This window comes from Methylobacterium sp. ARG-1, from assembly GCF_001262595.1.
Lineage (GTDB): Bacteria > Pseudomonadota > Alphaproteobacteria > Rhizobiales > Beijerinckiaceae > Methylobacterium > Methylobacterium brachiatum.
Genome location: NZ_LHCD01000018.1, coordinates 1 through 18,866, shown reverse-complemented (window position 1 = coordinate 18,866; position 18,866 = coordinate 1). Strand labels below are relative to the sequence as shown.

General features: G+C 68.2%; 18 protein-coding genes. 8 read left to right on the top strand and 10 right to left on the bottom strand.

The genetic code is table 11. The features are described 5' to 3' along the window. Window positions 1–32: 32 nt before the first annotated feature. Both AKJ13_RS17430 and AKJ13_RS17425 read right to left on the bottom strand, forming a co-directional pair. Window positions 33–1,067, bottom strand: a complete 1,035-nt coding sequence (locus AKJ13_RS17430; RefSeq protein WP_050734489.1) for an alpha/beta hydrolase — start codon at window positions 1,065–1,067, stop codon at window positions 33–35. Between the two features lie 72 nt (window positions 1,068–1,139). Next, window positions 1,140–2,204, bottom strand: a complete 1,065-nt coding sequence (locus tag AKJ13_RS17425; protein WP_050734488.1) for a WcbI family polysaccharide biosynthesis putative acetyltransferase — start codon at window positions 2,202–2,204, stop codon at window positions 1,140–1,142. Between the two features lie 195 nt (window positions 2,205–2,399). On the opposite strand from AKJ13_RS17425, the gene AKJ13_RS17420 reads away from it, so the two are divergent. Then, entirely contained in the window at window positions 2,400–3,731 is a 1,332-nt protein-coding gene (locus AKJ13_RS17420) for an MFS transporter (protein ID WP_082317002.1), read from the top strand. 766 nt (window positions 3,732–4,497) lie between these two features. After that, complete coding sequence (locus tag AKJ13_RS17415) at window positions 4,498–5,133, top strand: hypothetical protein (RefSeq protein ID WP_050734487.1); 636 nt, start codon at window positions 4,498–4,500, stop codon at window positions 5,131–5,133. 279 nt (window positions 5,134–5,412) lie between these two features. Here AKJ13_RS17415 and AKJ13_RS17410 read toward each other — a convergent pair whose 3' ends face one another. Beyond that, window positions 5,413–7,278 (bottom strand): ABC-F family ATP-binding cassette domain-containing protein, encoded by a 1,866-nt coding sequence (locus tag AKJ13_RS17410; protein WP_050734486.1) that lies wholly within the window; start codon window positions 7,276–7,278, stop codon window positions 5,413–5,415. Window positions 7,279–7,598: 320 nt separating this feature from the next. On the opposite strand from AKJ13_RS17410, the gene AKJ13_RS17405 reads away from it, so the two are divergent. Continuing rightward, the gene (locus AKJ13_RS17405; RefSeq protein ID WP_050734485.1) at window positions 7,599–8,666 is read left to right on the top strand and encodes an HD domain-containing phosphohydrolase; all 1,068 of its coding nucleotides are present in this window, start codon (window positions 7,599–7,601) and stop codon (window positions 8,664–8,666) included. Between the two features lie 10 nt (window positions 8,667–8,676). On the opposite strand, the gene AKJ13_RS17400 is transcribed toward AKJ13_RS17405, so the two are convergent. Further along, a complete protein-coding gene (locus AKJ13_RS17400) occupies window positions 8,677–9,588 on the bottom strand; it encodes a UDP-3-O-acyl-N-acetylglucosamine deacetylase (protein ID WP_050734484.1) in 912 nt (303 codons plus the stop codon). A gap of 246 nt (window positions 9,589–9,834) precedes the next feature. On the opposite strand from AKJ13_RS17400, the gene AKJ13_RS17395 reads away from it, so the two are divergent. From AKJ13_RS17395 to AKJ13_RS30540, 5 genes are all read left to right on the top strand, one after another. Next, window positions 9,835–10,521 (top strand): Crp/Fnr family transcriptional regulator, encoded by a 687-nt coding sequence (locus AKJ13_RS17395; protein WP_007562140.1) that lies wholly within the window; start codon window positions 9,835–9,837, stop codon window positions 10,519–10,521. Between the two features lie 4 nt (window positions 10,522–10,525). Beyond that, window positions 10,526–11,575, top strand: coding sequence for an ABC transporter ATP-binding protein (locus AKJ13_RS17390; protein ID WP_050734483.1), 1,050 nt, complete (start codon window positions 10,526–10,528; stop codon window positions 11,573–11,575). 52 nt (window positions 11,576–11,627) lie between these two features. Beyond that, window positions 11,628–12,542 carry an ABC transporter permease subunit gene (locus AKJ13_RS17385; RefSeq protein WP_050734482.1) on the top strand — a complete coding sequence of 305 codons (915 nt, stop codon included), beginning with the start codon at window positions 11,628–11,630 and terminating at the stop codon, window positions 12,540–12,542. Continuing rightward, window positions 12,539–13,312: an ABC transporter permease subunit gene (locus AKJ13_RS17380; RefSeq protein ID WP_050734481.1), complete on the top strand. Its 774-nt coding sequence runs from the start codon at window positions 12,539–12,541 to the stop codon at window positions 13,310–13,312. The genes AKJ13_RS17385 and AKJ13_RS17380 overlap by 4 nt, the downstream gene beginning before the upstream one ends. 133 nt (window positions 13,313–13,445) lie before the next feature. Next, window positions 13,446–13,670, top strand: coding sequence for a hypothetical protein (locus AKJ13_RS30540; protein ID WP_082317001.1), 225 nt, complete (start codon window positions 13,446–13,448; stop codon window positions 13,668–13,670). A gap of 32 nt (window positions 13,671–13,702) precedes the next feature. Here AKJ13_RS30540 and ureG read toward each other — a convergent pair whose 3' ends face one another. From ureG to AKJ13_RS17350, 6 genes are all read right to left on the bottom strand, one after another. Beyond that, window positions 13,703–14,323 (bottom strand): urease accessory protein UreG, encoded by a 621-nt coding sequence (gene ureG / locus AKJ13_RS17375; protein ID WP_200905658.1) that lies wholly within the window; start codon window positions 14,321–14,323, stop codon window positions 13,703–13,705. A gap of 6 nt (window positions 14,324–14,329) precedes the next feature. Then, window positions 14,330–15,052 (bottom strand): urease accessory UreF family protein, encoded by a 723-nt coding sequence (locus AKJ13_RS17370; RefSeq protein WP_050734479.1) that lies wholly within the window; start codon window positions 15,050–15,052, stop codon window positions 14,330–14,332. Beyond that, complete coding sequence (locus AKJ13_RS17365; RefSeq protein ID WP_050734478.1) at window positions 15,006–15,494, bottom strand: urease accessory protein UreE; 489 nt, start codon at window positions 15,492–15,494, stop codon at window positions 15,006–15,008. Before AKJ13_RS17365 ends, AKJ13_RS17370 begins: the two co-directional genes overlap by 47 nt. Before the next feature lie 124 nt (window positions 15,495–15,618). Further along, the gene (gene ureC, locus AKJ13_RS17360; protein ID WP_050734477.1) at window positions 15,619–17,346 is read right to left on the bottom strand and encodes an urease subunit alpha; all 1,728 of its coding nucleotides are present in this window, start codon (window positions 17,344–17,346) and stop codon (window positions 15,619–15,621) included. 2 nt (window positions 17,347–17,348) lie between these two features. Further along, window positions 17,349–17,969, bottom strand: coding sequence for an urease subunit gamma (locus AKJ13_RS17355; RefSeq protein WP_050734476.1), 621 nt, complete (start codon window positions 17,967–17,969; stop codon window positions 17,349–17,351). 75 nt (window positions 17,970–18,044) lie between these two features. Beyond that, window positions 18,045–18,866, bottom strand: an 822-nt coding sequence (locus AKJ13_RS17350; protein ID WP_050734475.1) for a LysR substrate-binding domain-containing protein, incomplete at its 5' end; no start/stop codon positions are given.

Here is an 18,866-nt window from a genome sequence, read left to right as displayed (position 1 = left end):
GCCGGGTGGTGTCGTGTGCCTACGCTACCGGCTCACGCCTGTGGTCGCGGCGGGACGGGACTAAGGGTCTCTAGGAACGCGTCGTAATCCGCGGTTACGTCGTCCAGCCGCTCGAAATGCGGAAACGCGCCCGTCGGCAGGCTGAAGACGCGCCAGTTCGGCCGGCCGGCGACCCGGGGCACCAATCGGTAATCGACGAAGTCGCCGCGGCGTCCGTGCACCATCCAGACTGGCAGGCGCAGCTCTTCGTAGAGCCGCGTCGAATCCGTCGGGAACAGGTGGCCGGCGATGAAGCAATAGGGGGCATGCTCGGCGCCGGGCTGGTGCGCCGAGGCATGGTCGTAGGCGAACAGGCCTTCGTCGATGTCCTTCGAGCCGAACGTCTTCTGCAGGAAGAAGCGCATGCTCGGCCGCGAGGCCAGGGCGTCGAACAGGGGCCGGCCGAACGGCGGCCGGTCGAGCAGACTGCGCAGGGCGTCGCGGCCGCGGTGACCGTCCGGTGGCCCCTCGCCGGACAGCCGCGCATCGAAACCCGTCGGGCTGATCAGGCCGAGGCTGCGGTAATCGTCCGGCCGTTCTACGGCGGCACGAGCCAGGTAGGAGCACGACAATGACAGCGCCAAGGCGTCGATCGCGCTGCCCCGATGCCGGCTGCGGATCTCTGCGACAGCCGCATGGATCGCCTCGACCATGAGGCGCGGTGTGTAGCGCCGGCGCGAGCGTTCGGAGAAGCCGAAGCCCGGCAGGTCCAGGGCATAGGCCGGACGCGAGGCTCGGTAATGCTTGTAGAGCGGGCGGACCTCATAGGCGTTCGCGGCCGCGTTGATCGAGTGGATCAGGAGCAGCGGTACGCCCGCCTGATCGCGCGAACCGTAGAGCGCGATTTCGCCGGCACGCTCGGTCGCGAGCGTCTCGAGCTGGCCGGGCAGGGCGGGGGGCAGGTCCATGTGGTGGTTCACGGCGAACCGGCTCCACCCGATCAAGCCGGCGGCCGATCCGAGGAAGGTCAGGAAAGCCGCGATCCCGTAGGAACCGGCGCGACCCTTCTCGCGAGGTTGACGGCTCATGGGCTCCAAACCTCGGTAGGTCCCGGCCCGGACAGCGCGGGGCGCCCGAAGAGGGGAGAATGTGCCGTCGTATCAGGATGTATGGCCGGCCAGGCTGCCCGAAGTCAGGGCGGGTACCCGTTCGGCCGGGCGGATCGGGCTGATCTCTCGACCCGCCGCCTCGCGGAAGAACTCCACCGTTGCCGGATCGTTGCGCCAGCCCTGGACCCGCTGCGAAACCAGGGCCTCGCGCGGGCGCCGGTCGTAGTTCGCATAGGCCGCGGCCACGAATTCCGCCCGGTTCATGGTGCGTGCGGGGCCCGAGCGGCGCGTCTCGGCCTTGAAGAACAGGGCGCTTCCGGGAACGCCGTAATGGGCGGCGATCTCGGGATAGACCGGCCAGCTGCCCTGGCCGCCGAGATCGTCGGGCACGAACGCGTCGAGGTCGCATTCGGGATAGGGCACGCCGGACTTGGTCAGGAGCCCGCGGGCGAGATCGGCCACCACGTACAACTTCGTGTGGTTGATCGAGTGCATGAAGCAGCCCCGCCGCGCCCAGCGCGTCAGGTGCGTGTCGAGATCGTACTGCGCTTGGGCGCCGAGCCCGCGCAGGTAGGAGACCGACTCGTTCCAGAGGTCGAAATAGCCCAGGCGCTCGAAGACCGGCTCCGCGAACAGGCGCAGAGCCTGCGCCTGCGAGAAGCCCGCCAGATAGGCGTAGAGCGTGATCGCCGAGTGGGAATGCCCCATCGGCCCCGAGATGAGCCCGTTAAGCGAGACGGCATCCTGCACGCCGACATGGATCAGGTCGGGATGGTAAGCGCCGAACACGATGGTCGGGATCAGGCGGACCTTCGGGTGCGTCCGGAACCGGTCAATCGTGCCGCCGTCCTTGAACCGCGGCAGGTAGATGCTGGAATAGACGTGATCGTAGCCGTCGGCATGCGCCATCAGGTCGACGAGCTTCGGGAAGCGGCGGTTCGCCGTGAAGGCCGAGACGAAATCCACCTGCGCGTCCGGCAGAAGGTATCGCAGCACCTTGGCCATGGAGCCGGCCTGGCAGACTCCGACCACCAGAATGCGGGGCGAGCCCGTCCGCTTCTTCCCGATCTGCGCGAGCCGGTGCCGCACGCGCCAAAGGCTATCGACCGTCAACATGCGGCTTCTCTCGCATGTCCGCGGTCCGCGGGCAAACCGGACCGGCAGGGATCAGGCCGCTATTGGCGCGTATCGCCCGCCGCAGACCCGGTGCGATGATCGACTATGACAGTCGAGCGAAGTTGTCGTGTTTCGGGACTGATCGCTAAGCCGCCGCTCCTCCATGCCGGAATCGATCGAGCGCGGAGGATTACGATGGCCCCCACGAACGTGCCGGATGCGGTGCCGGAGATCGAGCGGGCGACGGTGCGCAGGGTCACCTGGCGCATCCTGCCGTTCTTGATGCTCGCTTATTTCATCGCGTTCGTGGACCGGGTGAATGCCGGCTTCGCCGCGCTGCAGATGAACCACGATATCGGCCTGTCGGCTGCCCAGTTCGGGCTGGGCGGCGGCCTGTTCTACGTGTCCTACGTGCTGTGCGAAGTGCCCAGCAACCTCGCCATGGAGCGGTTCGGCGCCCGGATCTGGATCGCCCGGATCATGATCACCTGGGGCCTCGTCTCGGCCGCCATGGCCTTCGTGGTCGGGCCCTTCTCGTTCTACGCGGTGCGCCTGCTGCTCGGCGCCGCCGAGGCGGGCTTCTTTCCTGGGGTGATCCTCTATCTGACCTACTGGTTCCCCCGCGCCTATCGGGGACGGATCGTGGCCGTGTTCATGGTGGCGATCCCGATCTCGAGCTTCCTCGGCTCGCCGATCTCGGCCGCGATCCTCAACACCGACGGGATGCTCGGCTTCCGCGGCTGGCAGTGGCTGTTCATCCTCGAAGCGTTCCCGGCCGTGCTGCTCGGCGTCATCGCGTTCGCGATCCTACCCGACGGGCCGGCTCAGGCACGCTGGCTCGCCCCGCAGCAGCGCGCCTGGCTTCAGGATAGGCTGTCCGCCGAGCGCGCATCGGTGGTCGACGGCCAGGCGGCGCCGGCCCGGCACCTCTCGGTCTGGCAGGTGATGCGCAACCGCTACGTGCTGGCCGCCTCGCTCATCTATGCGGGTGCCTCGGGCGCTAGCCAGTGCCTGTCGCTCTGGCAGCCGCAGATCATCAAATCCTTCGGGCTGACGAACCTGGAGACCGGGTTGCTGAACTCGGTCCCGTTCGGGATCGCCTCGGTGCTGATGATCCTCTGGGGCCGCTCCTCGGACAGGAAGCGCGAGCGGGTCTGGCACACGGCGCTGCCCCTCGGCCTGCTGGCGCTAAGCCTTGCGGCCTCGATCGCCACCGCGCAGCTGCTGCCGACGATCCTGATCTTGTGCCTCGCCGTCGCCGCGACCTACACGGTGAAGGGCCCGTTCTGGGCGCTCTCGACCGAATGGCTCTCGGCCGGCGCGGCGGCCGCCGGGATCGCGCAGATCAACGCCATCGGCAACATCGGCGGATTCGTTGGCACCTACCTGCTCGGTGTCATCAAGGACGCCACCGGCAGCTACCCGCTGGGCCTGTTGCCGCTCGTGATCCTCTCGGGGTTGGGCTGCCTAATGGTTATCGGCCTTGAGCGGGGCCGCGCCCAGGCCGCTGCGCCGGCGCGCGCGTGAGGCCGTCGGCGATTCGCTTGCGGATCCGCCGCTGCGTCGGCGTCAACCCCCGAAAAAGCTCCGTCCGACCGCGATTCGCGGCTTCCGCGAGGCCAGCGACCCGCCACAGTGCGAAATTCTTGTGGCATCGCGGCACCTTACGACACAGTGGAGATGCCGAGCCAATTACCCGATGTGATCAATATCGTCCGATCTGCCCAATGATGAAGAGCCGTCAGCATTCCTTCGGGCCGCCTGGAAGAATATCCGCATCGCATGTCAGTAAGTTTTCGTAAGATTTTCCTAGCTACCGGGCGTGTTGACAGATCAATGTCATAATGGCCTTATTGGGAGGCCCGATGTATGAAGCACCGGGTTAAAGCTCTTCCCGGCCATGATCGCCCTCGGAAGAGACGGCTCACGTTGTGTGGGCGCTAGATTTTCAAAATCTATAAAATCGGCTTTGTAGGTCTGCTGCATTGCAAATACCGATGCATGTTCGCCGCTATGGCTCCATGTGTTGACGTGTGCGCAGTATTTCGAATGTCGAACTGGAGCGCTGCCAGCCGATGTGGCTGGCAGCGTGGCAAGGCTTTCGAAAGCCCTGAATGAGTCGTGCTCGAAGTCGGGAAGGAATATAACGCCACGCCGTCAGTCTGTTGATTCGAAATTTTGTTTAGATGACTGCCAGAAGTGGCAGGTGCCGAATACCGAATGGACGGATGAAATTCGTCGAGGTTTGAACTGAAGTGGAATGGCGTGGAGCCAATCGAACGGAGTGCGTAAGATGTTCGCTGTGAGTCCTGTAGCGCCGTCCACTGTGGCTGTCGTTACGGCGCAACAGGTTGAGACGCCGGAGCGGGTCGCTGCGGTGATGGCCGGTTCGCTGCCCGTGCCCGCTGCGCTGGATCCCCGGTCGACCCACGCCCTCTCGGCGCAGACGGCGGATGCCGTCCTGTCCCTCATCCAGACGAGTGCGCCCGCCCCGAATTTCGTGGCGCCGTTCATTCACTGGGAGGAGCCCACGCAGGTCGGGAGCGGCCCAGTTCCTGTGCCGCCCACGCTCGCCGGCGATTCAGGCACGGTTGTCAGTGAGACCGAAGCGGTCGCTGCGAGTTCGCAGGGGCAGGGCGATCGCGCGAATGCTGCGGGTCCGTCGGACTCTAGCGCCGCAGCTCTCGAGACCAAGGCGATCCGCCGCGTCGAAGAGGCGGCGAAGTGGGATGCGTATCTCTACAGCATCGCCCATGCCGACAGCAGCCTGATGAGCGCGATCAGCTTCTATCTGATGTGCAACGACACGCATTATCAAGACTTCAAGTCCGAGCATCCGAGTATGGATATTCATTGGATTAGCGTCGACAACAAAAAGATCGTTTCGGTTTGGCCCAAGATAACGGATCAGTGGTTCGCGCCGCGGTAAGACCCGCTGTCGACACGGGTCCGGCCTGTCGCGAGCGGCGTCGGCGGGATGAGGCGATGACCTGCGGAGCTCGATCCGTGAGCGGTGGCTGGCCGGGTTGCCCGGCGCCAACCCCCGTCGGCGCCCGCGACGCGCGCCGCCGCGGTTTAGATCGCGGATCTTTGCCATGCACGCGGGCGCCGGTTCCCGCGTGCATGGCGCCGCCCTGTCCCACTGACGGTCCTGAAATCCGGAAGGGAGCGGACGTGCTGGCACGCGCTGGCGAAGCGTGCCTCCAAGTTAAGCCGCCTCGATCTCCGCGCTTACACTCAGCCATTCCTCCTCGGCGGCGGCCAGTGCGCTGGCGGCGTCCGCACGCATCTTGGCGATCTCGCCGGCCTTGGCGGCGTTCTCCCGGAAGGCCGTGCCGTCCTCCAGCGCTGCGTCGATCTTCTGGATCGCCGCGGTGAGCTTAGCCATCCGCGCCTCGATCGCGTCCAGGCGCTTGCGCAGCGGTGCGAGGGCCGCCCGGCGCTCGACTCCGGCGCGGCGCGCCTCGGCCTTCTGGCCGCCTGCGGGTTCGGCGTCGCGCTCGTCCTCGCGCTCGGGGCCGGACAGGACGAACCGGCGGTAATCGTCCATGTCGCCGTCGAAGGTCTTCACGGTGCCGTCGGCCACAAGCCAGAGCCGGTCCGCGCAGGCCTCGACTAGGAAGCGGTCGTGGCTCACCAGGATGACGGCGCCCTCGTAATCGTTGATCGCCTCCACCAGGGCCTGGCGGCTCTCGATGTCGAGGTGGTTGGTCGGCTCGTCGAGGATCAGCAGGTGCGGGCCGTGGAAGGCCGCGAGTCCCATGAGCAGCCGCGCCTTCTCACCGCCCGAGAGCTTCTCCACCGGCGTATCGGCCTTGTTGGCGCCGAACCCGAGCCTGGCGGTGGCGGAGCGCACCTTCGCCTCCGGCACGTCCGGCATCAGGGTCCGGACATGGGCGTAGGCGCTCTCGGCAGGCCGCAATTCGTCGAGCTGGTGCTGCGCGAAATACGCCACCTCCATCTTGGAGGATCGCCGGACCTCGCCGGCGATCGGACCGAGGCGGCCGCCGATCAGCTTGCAGAAGGTCGACTTGCCGTTGCCGTTGGCGCCGAGCAGCGCCACCCGGTCGTCGGGCGCCAAGCTAAGGTCGAGCCCGGTCAGCACGACCCGGTCGCCGTAGCCGGCCTTGACCCGCTCCATCGAGACGATCGGCGGCGACAGCGGCTTTTCCGGGCTCGGCAGGTGGATCACCGGCACGTCGTCCTCGATCAGCGCCGCGATCGGCTCCATCTTGGCCAGCCGCTTCACGCGCGACTGGGCCTGACGGGCCTTGGTCGCCTTCGCCTTGAACCGGTCGATGAAGCTCTGGAGATGCGCCCGCTCGGCATCCTGCTTCACCTTGGCCTTGGCGAGCAGCATGCGCTTCTCAGAGAGCTGCTTGGCGAAGCTGGTATAGCCACCGCGGTAGATCGTGAGCTTGCCGCGGTCGAGATGTAGGATGTGGTCGACGCTTGTGTCGAGCAGGTCGCGGTCGTGGCTGATGATAATCGCGGTGCGCGGGTAGCGCTCGAGATAGTCGTAGAGCCAGAGCGTCCCCTCGATGTCGAGGTAGTTGGTCGGCTCGTCGAGGAGCAGCAGGTCGGGCTCGGAGAACAGCACGGCGGCGAGCGCCACGCGCATCCGCCAGCCGCCGGAGAAGTCCGAGCAGGGCCGGGCCTGCGCCGCCGCGTCGAAGCCCAGACCGTGCAGGATCGCGGCGGCGCGCGCCGGCGCCGAATGGGCGCCGATATCGACGAGCCGGGTCTCGATTTCGGCGCGCCGCAGGCCGTCGGCGTGCTCGGCCTCCGCCATCAGCCGGGACCGCTCGGAATCGGCCGCGAGCACCACGGCATGCAGGGTTTCCGGGCCGGCCGGCGCTTCCTGGGCGACCGCGCCGATCCGCATGCCCTTGGGCAGGGAAACGGATTTCGCGTCGACCGACAGGTCGCCGAGGATCGCCTTGAACAACGTGGTCTTGCCGGCCCCGTTGCGCCCGACGAGGCCCACCCGCGCGCCCTCGGGAATTGAGAAATTCGCGGAATCGAGGATCAGGCGATCGCCGATGCGGTAGGTGAGGTCATGGACGCGCAGCATGGCGGCGTTCTGGCGGTCCAGGCGCGGGGAGGCAAGCGCCGTGTCAGGGCTGTCATCCCGGCACCCGTTCGGTAACCGGCTCAGGGCCGGTATCTTTATTACCGCGCTAAAATGCCGATGCACCGACAGTCGCTTTAACGGAATCGCATCACTCCGGGCCGATTGTTCGACTCATCTCTGATGCCTGTGCGGCGGACACTGGTCGAACCGCGCGATGACGGGCTCCGGAAAATTCGACGTTCGCAGTTGCCGGGCATCGCCGCCAAGGCTGGTTCGCTGGTTGGTACGCCCCACGGAGGACGTGTGATGGGAGAGGCGTTTTGGGTCGGACCGTGATCCTGACCGACGATCTCGGCCGCGGCGAGCGCCTGGTGCGCAATCTCGGGGGCGGTCCGAGCCTCGTCCTCCACGATCTCTACGGCGATGCCGAGCCGCCTGGGGACGTCGGACTGGTGATCAGCGACGTCGGCGCGCTGACCTCCGACGCCATGCTCCGTCTGCGCCGGACGCTGGCCGTCACGCGCAAGAGCGCGACGCCGTTCCTCGCGCTGATCCACGGAAATCTGGGCCGCGGCGAGATCCAGGCAACCGCCCTCGGGGCCACGCGCGTGATGCCGGCTGCGACGGCGACCGCGATGCTCGCCAAAGCGATCGCAGCAATGAGCACGCCCCTCCGCGAACCCGACGAATCCGTCGACCTGCGACGCTGCGCCGACGAGGCCCGGTCCGCCTTCGCGGCGATCTTTCGTGCCGACGCGCCGCCGCCGCCCGGGATCGTCGATGCCGGCACCACCATCGTCAACCGGGCGATCCGCGAGTCGAAGGTCCGCGACTGGCTGAATGTCGTTGCGGGCTTCGACGACGTGACGCATCGGCATTGTTTGGCGGTCGCCGGCTTGGCCGCGGCCTTCGCCCGGAGCCTCGGCCTCAACGACGCCGACGCCCATCACCTCACCAAGGGCGCGCTCCTGCACGACATCGGCAAGGCGCGGATCCCGCTCGCGATCCTGAATAAGCCGGCGCCGCTCACCCCCGCGGAGCGCGTGGAGATGGACCGACATCCGGCGATCGGCCACGCCATGCTGCTCGACGGCGGCTACGAGGCCGGAACCCTCGCCGTCGTGCGCTCGCACCACGAATATCTCGATGGGTCCGGCTACCCTGACGGGCTGCGGGGCGCCGAGATCCCGGACCTCGTCCGGTTGATCACGATCTGCGATATCTTCGCGGCGCTGATCGAGGCCCGCCCCTACAAGGCGCCGAAGCCGATCCGCGAGGCCTACGCGATCCTGGAGAAGATGGGCCCCAAGCTCGATGCCGATCTCGTCCGTGCCTTCCGGCAGGTCGCCGTCGCGTGCGAGCAGCCGAACTCTCGCGTCCTGGCCTGAACCGGCGCCGTCAGACCAGCTCCCACGCGCTGCGCTCGCGCATCAGCGCCCCGACCAGCGCGTGATTCAGCTCGTGCCCGGTGTGGAAAGCGGCCACGCGGCCTTCGACCGGATACCCCGCCAGCAGCAGATCGCCGACCAGGTCGAGGATCCGGTGACGGACGGGCTCTTCCGGTACGCGCATCCCGCCGAGGACGTGCCCGCGCCAGAGGAGCGCCGCCGAGCGCGGCGAGACCCCTTGCAGGAAGTCCCGTCCCGTGGCGCAGCCGTAGGCGCGACCGGCCATGGCGCGGACATACCGGCCGAAGCTGCGCGAGGGCGCGATCTCCCGCGCGAAGCTCTCGGGCGTGATCGCACCGGACCAGTCGAGCGAGCCGAAATGGGCGAGTGAGATATGCCCGGTGACGTGCAGGCCCGTGCCCGGTTCGATCTGGAGCCGGCGCCGCCCGTCCTCGACCGCCACCGTTCGGCGCATCCGCAGAACCCGACAGGGGGCGGGTTGCTCGACGCAGCCGACCCCTCGGATCGCGTCGCACCAGGGGATCGCGCTGCCGTCGAAGATCGGCAGCTCGTCGGCGTCGATCTCGGCGAGCACGTTGTCGACCTTCAGCGCGTGCAGGGACGCCATCAGGTGCTCGATCGTGCGGACCAGCGCCCCCTCGCGCTGGATTGCGGCGGAGAGCGGCTGCGAGACCCGATAGGGCCAGAGGGCCGGCACGTCGATCGTTTGGCCAGTCTTCAGGCGGCGGCGAAAGACAATGCCATGGCCAGCCGGCGCCGGGCAGACCCGAACGGTGGCATAGCGGCCCGAGTGCAGGCTGTGGCCTGAGCGCTCGAACGCATCGGCCAATGTCGCCTGGCACCGGCCGATCGGCGTGACCGTGCCGAAGTTCAAACCTGCGATGGTGAAGTCTTGGTGCATCGGGAATCGTCGGGCGCCGCAGCGCGGGAAATTATCCCTCTTCACCGATCCACGCTAATAAACTCCTGTTCAGCCAAGCGCGGCTTGACCGGCCCGCGCGTGGCCGTCACGATCAAATCCGCCTCATCGATCGAGCGCGGCCGGATCGGTGCGCTGCTCTGAGATGTGGGTGACTCCCGTCCCCAGAGTTGCTGGTCGGCCCCCGTCAGGGCAGGGACGGAGGCCGGGGCCGAAGGGACAGGATCGATGGCGCGGTTGGGGACGATACCCTTCTTCAAGGATCCGGGCATTGAGCTCGGTCCGTTCGAGACCCGCTGCCATTGGCGCCGCTTCGACGAGAACGAGGTGCTGGTCGACTTCGACGACATCTCCACGGACGTCTACTTCATCGCTTCCGGCGAAGTGCGCATCCTCAACCGGACCCAGTCCGGCAAGGAGGTGATCCTCGGCGAGATGCGCGGCGGGGCGTTCTTCGGCGAGCTCGCCGCCATCGACGGGATCGGCCGTTCGGCCAACGTCACGGCCCTGACCCGCGGCGAGGTCTGCGTGGTGCCGGCCGCGGTGTTCCGCCAGATGGTGTTCGCCTCCGAGGCGATCGCCGACCGGCTGTTCCGGCTGCTCGCCAAGCGCGTGCGCGAACTCAACACCCGGCTCATGGAGCATGCGCTCCTCGACCTGAAGCATCGGCTTTACGCCGAGTTGCTGCGCCTCTCGGTGCCGCGATCGGGCACGTCCGGCGAGCGGGTCGTGTCGCCGCCGCCCTATCACCACGTCTTGGCCGCCCGGATCGGCTGCCGCCGCGAGCAGGTCACCCGCGAATTCACCGCCATGGCGGCCGAGGGGCTGGTCGACCGCACCCGCGGTGCCCTGGTCCTGCGCCGGCCCGACCTGCTCGAGGCCCGCGTGGCCGAGGCACTGCGCGAGGATTCCTGACGTCTTGCCGGACGCACCCGCGCTGCGCCTGGACAACCTCACCAAACGCTTCGGCACCCATGTCGCCGTCGATGCGGTGACGCTCGCGCTGGAGCCCGGGGAGTTCTTCTGCCTGCTCGGGCCGTCCGGCTGCGGGAAGAGCACGCTGCTGCGCATGATCGCCGGCTTCGAGACGCCGAGCTCGGGCCATGTCCGCCTCGGTGAGTTGGACCTCACCGCCCTGCCGCCCCATCGGCGGCCGGTGAACATGATGTTCCAGTCCTACGCCTTGTTCCCGCATATGAGCGTGGCCGGGAATGTCGGCTACGGCCTGAAGGGTCTGGGCCGAGCCGCCGCATCCGCCCGGGTGACCGAGCTTCTGCGCCTCGTCCAGCTCGCGGGCTTCGGGGATCGTCGGCCCGACACCCTTTCGGGTGGTCAGCGCCAGCGGGTGGCACTGGCCCGGGCGCTCGCCCGCGAGCCGAAGCTGCTCCTGCTGGACGAGCCCCTCGGCGCCCTTGACCGCGGCCTGCGCGAGGAGACTCAGGCCGAGCTGCGCGCCGTGCAGCGCCGCCTCGGTACCGCCTTCGTGGTCGTGACCCATGACCCCGAAGAGGCGATGATGCTGGCCGACCGCATCGGCGTAATGGAGGGCGGCCGCCTCGCGCAGGTCGGGACGCCCGCCGACCTGTACCGCCGCCCGGCCAGCCGGTTCGTGGCTGGTCTGCTCGGCGACGTGAACCTCATTGCAGGCCGCCTAGGGCCGCTTGAGGCCGGCGACACCCGTGCGGTGCAGACGGCATACGGGATCGTCCGCGGTTCCGTGACGGGGCTGCCGGAGGGCACCGCGGTCGTCGTCGCGGTGCGCCCGGACGACATCGTCCTCGGCACCGAAGGCTTTTTGGTCACGATCGCCGATACGGTGTTCCTCGGGGACCGTTTGCGTCGGACCCTGCGCCTGCCCGACGGCACCGTGCTGCGGTCGAGCGGACGACCGGGTGACGCGCAGGATCCCGTGGGCTCGGAAATCCGCTTCGGCTTCGCCCCCGCCGACGCCGTGATCCTGCCGGCATGACGCGGCCGGCACGCACGGATCGCGGCATGGCCGCCTCGGATGGGCGGCAGCCATGAGGGCAGGGGCGCCGGGGCGCCTGTTCGACCGGCTCGTGCGCCTGCCGCCGCTGCTCTGGCTGGCGGCCTTCTTCCTGCTGCCCTTCGCGATCACCTTGAAGATCAGCCTGTCGGAACCGGCCACGGCGATCCCGCCCTACCTGCCGGTGCTCGATTGGCAGGGCGGCCTCGAGGGCTGGTCGGCCTTTCTCGAGGCGCTGAACTTCGATAACTACGCGACACTGGCCTCCGACGCGCTCTACCGCGATGCGGCCCTCGGCTCGCTCGCCTACGCGGCGGCCGCCAGTCTGATCTTGGTGGTCCTCGGTACGCCACTCGCCTACGCGCTGGCCCGGGCCCCGGCCCGCTGGCAGCCGCTCCTCGTCGCCCTTGTGGTCGTCCCGTTCTGGACGAGCTTCCTGATCCGGGTCTACGCCTGGATCGCGATCCTCAAACCGGAGGGCCTGCTGAACTTCATCCTGCTCCGGTCGGGCGTGATCGTGAAGCCGCTGATCCTCCTGAACACCGACGCGGCGGTGATCGTCGGGCTGGTCTACGCCTACCTGCCCTTCATGGTCCTGCCGCTCTACGCGGTGATGAACCGCCTCGACCCGGCGCTGCGCGAGGCCGCGGCGGATCTCGGCGCCTCGCCGACCCGGGTGTTCTGGACCGTCACGCTGCCGCTCAGCCTGCCCGGGATCGCGGCGGGCGCAGGCCTCTGCTTCATCCCGATGGTCGGCGAGTTCGTCATCCCGGACCTGCTCGGCGGTTCCGAGACCCTGATGCTCGGCCGCGTGCTGTGGAGCGAGTTCTTCTCGAACCGCGACTGGCCGCTCGCTTCCGCGGTGGCGGTGCTGATCCTTGCCATCATCATCGGCCCGGTCGTGCTGTTCCGCGACAGCCTGCGTGCCGGCGAGGAGGGCCGCCCGTGACCTGGGTGACCCGTGCCGCCCTGATGCTCGGGCTCGGCTTCCTCTACGCGCCGATCCTGGTGCTGATCGCCTACTCGTTCAACGCCTCGGCGCTCGTCACCGTCTGGGGCGGCTTCTCCACCAGATGGTACGGCGCCCTCCTGGCCGACGCGCCGTTGATGGCGGCGGCCTGGGTCTCCCTGCAGGTTGCGCTGCTCGCGAGCCTGATCGCCACGATTCTCGGCACGCTCGCGGCGCTCATCCTGGAGCGCCACGGCCGTTTCCGCGGACGATCACTCTTCACCGGTCTGGTCTTCGGGCCGATGGTGATGCCCGAGGTGATGATCGGCCTGTCGCTTCTCCTGATGTTCATCGGCATCGGCGTTGACCGGGGCATCGTCACCCTCGTGATCGCGCACGCGACCTTCTGCACCGGCTTCGTCGCCGTGGTCGTGGCGGCGCGCCTGCGCGGGCTCGACCGCGGCCTGGAAGAGGCGGCCGCCGATCTCGGCGCGGGGCCGATGCGGGTCTTCCTGACCATCACGCTGCCGCTGCTGGCGCCCGCCGTTCTGGCCGGGGCGCTCCTGGCCTTCACGCTGTCGCTGGACGACCTCGTCATCGCGAGCTTCGTCTCGGGGCCGGGCTCCACCACCCTGCCGATGCGGCTCTACGGTCAGGTTCGGCTCGGGGTGAATCCGGAGATCAACGCCGCCTCGACGCTGCTCGTGGCGCTGGTGAGCGTCTTCGTGCTGCTGGCCTCGTGGCTCACAGCCCGGCGTTCCCGCGCCTGAGCGCCGTTCATCCGGCCGGCACCGTGATCCTGCACACGCGACGTGCGCTCGCGCACGCAGACACGCTCCGGGTGATCATACCCTCGTGAGGAACCCGCTGCCCAGCGCAGCGACGTCGTGAGGGAGTCTCGTCATGATTCGTGCTCTGACATTGCTATCCCTGGCCGCTTTCCTCAGCGCGTCTGCGGCGGAGGCCCGCTCGGCCCGAATCCACGCCAAACCGCAACCCAACCCCGGCATCAAGGCACGCGAATCGGTGCTGAGGGATTTCGACGCCCGGATGAGCCGCCTCGATGCGTTGATGGGCCTATCACCGAAAGCATCCCCGCGGTCGCGCTCGGCCGAAGCTGGGCGCTAGGCCGGTTCTGATCGACGAGTGGACGGTGGAAGTCAGCGGCCCAGGCCGCCGGCTTCCTCGATGAAGCGGGCGACGGCATCGGCGCCGTCGCCGCCCCGGAGGGACGCGAACACGTAGGGCCGCGTTCCGCGCATCCGCTGCGTATCGGCCTCCATGACCGACAGGTCGGCGCCGACCAATGGTGCCAGATCGGTCTTGTTGACGATCAGCAGGTCCGACCGCGTGATGCCGGGGCCGCCCTTGCGGGGGATCTTCTCGCCGCCGGCCACGTCGATGACGTACAGCGTGATGTCAGCGAGTTCCGGTGAGAACGTTGCCGCAAGATTGTCCCCGCCGGATTCGATCAGCACGAGGTCGAGCTTCGGGAAGCGCCGACTCATCTCGGCCACCGCGGCGAGGTTGATCGAGGCATCCTCGCGGATCGCCGTGTGCGGGCAGCCACCGGTCTCGACGCCGAGGATGCGCTCCTCCGGCAGGGCACCGGCCACCGTCAGGATCCGGGCGTCCTCCTTCGTGTAGATGTCGTTGGTGATCGCGCAGATCTCGTAGCGTTCACGGAAGCGCTTGCAGAGCTGCTCCATGAGCGCCGTCTTGCCGGAGCCGACAGGGCCGCCGATGCCGACGCGGAGCGGACCGTTCGAGGAGGTCATGATGCAGCCTCAGGATCGGAAGATGCGGGAATATTGCGTCTCGTGCCGGAAGGATCCGAGATCAAGGCGGACGGTGGCCGAGCCGATCGCGTCGAGATCGGCCGCGCCGGCCGCCTCGGCGACCCGGGTCAGCCGGGGTATCAGGGCGGCGATCACCCGCGTCCCAGCGGCCTGTCCCACGGGAGCCGCCCGCAACGCTGCCGAGACGAGGTTCTGGACGAAGGCGAGGCCGTAGGCGGCGAGCAGGGGCGGCAATGCCATCCCGTGCGCGCCCGCTGCCGCACCGACCGCCACGGGATACGCGACCGGTCCTGAAAGCTGCACGGCCAAAGCCGTCAGGGCGTCGCAGGGCCAAGCGCCGAGCGTCGCGTCGAGGAAGCTGCGCCCCTGCTGACTAGTCTCCAGATGCAGTTCGCGCGACGGCGCCAGGGCCAGCGCAAGGTCGTTGATCGCGGCGATCCGCGCCGGTTCGCCGGACGACACCGCTCGATGCGCGTGGGCGGCCAGGATCAGGTCGTTGCGCAGGGCGCCATGCGCGCAGACATCGGCGAGCCAGGCGGCGAGGCTCGCCTCGTCGCGCACGTCCCCGGACTCGGCCGCCCATTCCAGCCCGTGGGAATAGGCGTAGGCGCCCACCGGATAGCCCGGCGACAGCCATGCCATCAGCCGCAACGCCTCAAGGCTCTCACACATCGGCGTGATGGTGATGGTGCCCGCTTTGCGGGTGATCATGACCGTGACCGCCGGAATAGGCCCCGCCCTCCGGCCGGAACGGGCGCTCCACCGGCTCGGCGCTGCCGCCCAGCCCCCGGATCATGTCGGCGAGCACATGATCGTCGGCGATCCAGACCGCCTCCGCGCCGATCTCGGCCGGGATGTGCCGGTTGCCGATATGCCAGATCAGCCGCTTGAGGGCATGGTCGCTCGTGGCGCGAATCTCAAGCAGCCGCTCGGGCGCCGCCTCGACCCAGATCAGCCGGCCATCCTCCAGCACCAGGGCGTCGCCGTCGTCCAGCACGGCCGCCTCCGGCAGATCCAGCAGGAAGCCCAAGCCCCCGGCGCCGCGCAGGGCAATGCGGCGGCGATGGCGCTCGCCGGATTCCAGCACGACCCGGTCGACGATCTCGCCGCCGGACAGGTGCTCGCGGCGCAGGATGCGGGTGGCGCGGATCATGAATTCAACGCTGCTCGATCAGGCCGGGCCTTCCCGACGGTGAAGCTTCGTCGGGCGCGTATTCGCTTGCGAGGAGACGGATCGAAGGAAAGACCGACATCGGCTTTATACGCGCCACGATCGCTCAGAACAGGAAATAGCGCTGCGCCATCGGCAGCACCTCGGCGGGCTCGCAGACCAAGAGTTCGCCGTCGGCCCGGACGTCGTAGGTCTCGGGATCGACCTCGATCACCGGCGTGGCGTCGTTGAGCACCATGTCCTTCTTCGAGATTCCGCCGCGGACATTCTCCACCGCCACCAGCTGCTTCTGCACGCCGAGCCGCTCCCGCAACCCGTCCTCCACCGCTGCCCGGGACACGAAGGTCAGGGCCGTGGCGTAGGGCACGCGCCCGTACGCGCCGAACATCGGGCGGTAATGGACCGGCTGCGGCGTCGGGATCGAGGCGTTCGGGTCGCCCATCGGGGCGGCCGCGATGCTGCCGCCCTTCAGCACGAGATCGGGCTTCACCCCGAAGAAGGCCGGGGTCCAGAGCACGAGGTCGGCGAGCTTGCCGGGCTCCACCGAGCCGATGTGCTTCGACACGCCGTGCGCGATGGCCGGGTTGATCGTGTATTTGGCGACGTAGCGCCTAGCGCGCAGGTTGTCGGTTCCGGAGGTGTCGCCCGCCAGAGCGCCGCGCTGGCGCTTCATCTTGTCGGCGGTCTGCCAGGTGCGGATCACGACCTCGCCGACCCGGCCCATGGCCTGGCTGTCCGACGACATCATCGAGAGCGCGCCGATATCGTGCAGGATGTCCTCGGCCGCGATCGTCTCGCGCCGGATTCGGCTCTCCGCGAAGGCGAGATCCTCGGGAATCGACGGGTCGAGGTGATGGCAGACCATGAGCATGTCGAGATGCTCGTCGATCGTGTTCTTCGTGTAGGGGCGGGTTGGGTTCGTCGAGGACGGGAGCACGTTCGGCAGCCCGGCAACCTTGATGATGTCCGGCGCGTGGCCGCCGCCTGCCCCCTCGGTGTGGAAGGCGTGGATCGTCCGACCCTTGAAGGCCGCGATCGTGTCCTCGACGAAGCCCGACTCGTTGAGCGTGTCGGTGTGGATCATGACCTGGATGTCGTGGTCATCCGCCACCGACAGGCAGGTATCGATCGCCGCCGGCGTCGTGCCCCAATCCTCGTGGAGCTTCAGGGCGCAGGCCCCCGCCCGGACCATCTCGATGAGGCTGTCCGGGCGCGAGGCGTTGCCCTTGCCGGCGAATGCCAGGTTCATCGGGAAGCTGTCGGCCGCCTCGATCATCCGGGCGATGTGCCAGGGGCCGGGCGTGCAGGTGGTGGCGAAGGTGCCGTGCGCCGGCCCGGTGCCGCCGCCCAGCATCGTGGTGACGCCGGAGCACAGGGCCTCCTCGATCTGCTGCGGGCAGATGAAGTGGATGTGGCTGTCGAACCCGCCGGCCGTGAGGATCTTGCCCTCGCCGGCGATCACCTCGGTGCCGGGGCCGACCACGATGTCGACACCGGGCTGCACGTCGGGGTTGCCGGCTTTGCCGAGCCTGAAGATCCGCCCGCGCACGATGCCGACATCGCATTTCACGATGCCCCAATGATCGAGCACCACCGCGTTGGTGATCACCGTGTCGACGGCGCCGGCCGCGTTGGTGACCTGGCTCTGGCCCATCCCGTCGCGGATGACCTTGCCGCCGCCGAACTTCACCTCCTCGCCGTAGCTGGTGAAGTCGCGCTCCACCGTGATCTCGAGGCACGTATCCGCGAGCCGGATTCGGTCGCCGGTGGTCGGGCCGAACATGTCGGCATAGGCGGCGCGGGGGAGGGCGGCGGGCTTGGGCATGTTGGCCATCGTCAAAGCTTGCCCATCACGTCACCCCGGAACCCGTACACCGTGCGTCCGCCCGAGAGCGGCACGAGCACGACCTCCCGGGTCGAGCCCGGCTCGAACCGCACCGCCGTGCCGGGCGCGATGTCGAGGCGCCGGCCGCGCGCCTTCTCGCGCTCGAAGACGAGGCCGGGATTGACCTCGAAGAAGTGGTAGTGGGAACCGACCTGGATCGGACGATCGCCCGTATTGGCAACCTCGATCACAGTCCGGTCTGCACCGGCATTGAACACGATCTCGCCCGGCAAAGTGGTGACCGTGCCTGGCACGTCCGCGGACGCTGCTCCCCGGATTGGGTGATGCACGGTCACGAGCTTGGTCCCATCCGGGAACGTCGCCTCCACCTGAATATCGGGGATCAGCTCGGCGATGCCGGGCATCACCTGGTCGGCCGTGAGCACGTTGGCCCCCGCCTGCATCAGTTCGGCGACGCTGCGCCCGTCGCGAGCCCCCTCGACCACGAAATCGGTGATCAGCGCCACAGCCTCGGGATGGTTGAGCTTGACCCCGCGCGCCAGGCGGTTGCGAGCCACCTGCGCCGCCATGGCGATCAGCAGCTTGTCCTTCTCGCGGGGCGTCAGCAGCACGGGATACCTCGTCGTCGCGGCGACGGGAGCAAGGATCATGCTCGGCGTGGGGTCAAGACGGATCCGTGGTGCCCTCTACCGCTCCATCCCGGCGAACCCCGCGAACATTTCCGGCACCGTCGAGCCCTTCAGCTTGGCTGGGAGGTCGCGGGGATGGATGAAGTCGTCCCGAAACCAGGGATATCGTCCGGGATCGAAGCTGGCGCGGATCCAGTCGATCGACCGTCGAACCCGCTCGATCCGCTCGGCATCGGGATGATAGGTCAGCCAGATGTCGAGGCCGATTTGGACGAGGCCGTCGATCGGAACGACGCGGGCGCCGATCGCGCTCGCATAGGTCGGGAGCCAGCCGATGCCGGCACCGTTGGCCACCGCCCAGTAATGGGCGCTGCTCACGTTGGTCTTGAGCGTCACATAGCCGGATTGCGGGAGCCCGGGCGTGTGGCGGGCATACTCGGCCATGCTGACCGTCTGACTGGAGACTTGGAGGACCAGCCGATGACGGATCGCGTCTTCGACGCCGCCAGGCATCCCGTAGATGTCGATGTAGCTGCGTGCTGCGAAGGCCATCACATGCAGCCGCCCGAGCTTCACCAACTTGAGATCCGGATTGACCGGCCGCACCAGCTGGACCGCCACATCGGCTTCCAGGCGGGCGACGTCCGCCGGGTCCATGGTGCAGCGTAAGTCCACGACGAGGCGCGGATTCGAGCGCTGGAACTCGACGAGCCGCGGGGCCAGCCAGAACGTCCCGAGACCTTCGGTGACCGCGATGCGCACCTCGCCATCCGGTGTCGCCGAAGCCGCGTCCCGCGCGCGCAGGACCGAGTAGGCCGCACTCTCCATCGTTCGTGTCGCCGACAGGATCTTCTCGCCTTCCGCAGTCAGGCGGATTCC

Excerpts from the sequence above, each read along its gene's own strand:
- AKJ13_RS17430 (WP_050734489.1), bottom strand. The coding sequence starts at position 1,067 with ATGAGCCGTCAACCTCGCGAGAAGGGTCGCGCCGGTTCCTACGGGATC.
- AKJ13_RS17425 (WP_050734488.1), bottom strand. The coding sequence starts at position 2,204 with ATGTTGACGGTCGATAGCCTTTGGCGCGTGCGGCACCGGCTCGCGCAG.
- AKJ13_RS17420 (WP_082317002.1), top strand. The coding sequence starts at position 2,400 with ATGGCCCCCACGAACGTGCCGGATGCGGTGCCGGAGATCGAGCGGGCG.
- AKJ13_RS17415 (WP_050734487.1), top strand. The coding sequence starts at position 4,498 with ATGTTCGCTGTGAGTCCTGTAGCGCCGTCCACTGTGGCTGTCGTTACG.
- AKJ13_RS17410 (WP_050734486.1), bottom strand. The coding sequence starts at position 7,278 with ATGCTGCGCGTCCATGACCTCACCTACCGCATCGGCGATCGCCTGATC.
- AKJ13_RS17400 (WP_050734484.1), bottom strand. The coding sequence starts at position 9,588 with ATGCACCAAGACTTCACCATCGCAGGTTTGAACTTCGGCACGGTCACG.
- AKJ13_RS17395 (WP_007562140.1), top strand. The coding sequence starts at position 9,835 with ATGGCGCGGTTGGGGACGATACCCTTCTTCAAGGATCCGGGCATTGAG.
- AKJ13_RS17385 (WP_050734482.1), top strand. The coding sequence starts at position 11,628 with ATGAGGGCAGGGGCGCCGGGGCGCCTGTTCGACCGGCTCGTGCGCCTG.
- AKJ13_RS30540 (WP_082317001.1), top strand. The coding sequence starts at position 13,446 with ATGATTCGTGCTCTGACATTGCTATCCCTGGCCGCTTTCCTCAGCGCG.
- AKJ13_RS17370 (WP_050734479.1), bottom strand. The coding sequence starts at position 15,052 with ATGATCACCCGCAAAGCGGGCACCATCACCATCACGCCGATGTGTGAG.
- AKJ13_RS17365 (WP_050734478.1), bottom strand. The coding sequence starts at position 15,494 with ATGATCCGCGCCACCCGCATCCTGCGCCGCGAGCACCTGTCCGGCGGC.
- ureC (WP_050734477.1), bottom strand. The coding sequence starts at position 17,346 with ATGGCCAACATGCCCAAGCCCGCCGCCCTCCCCCGCGCCGCCTATGCC.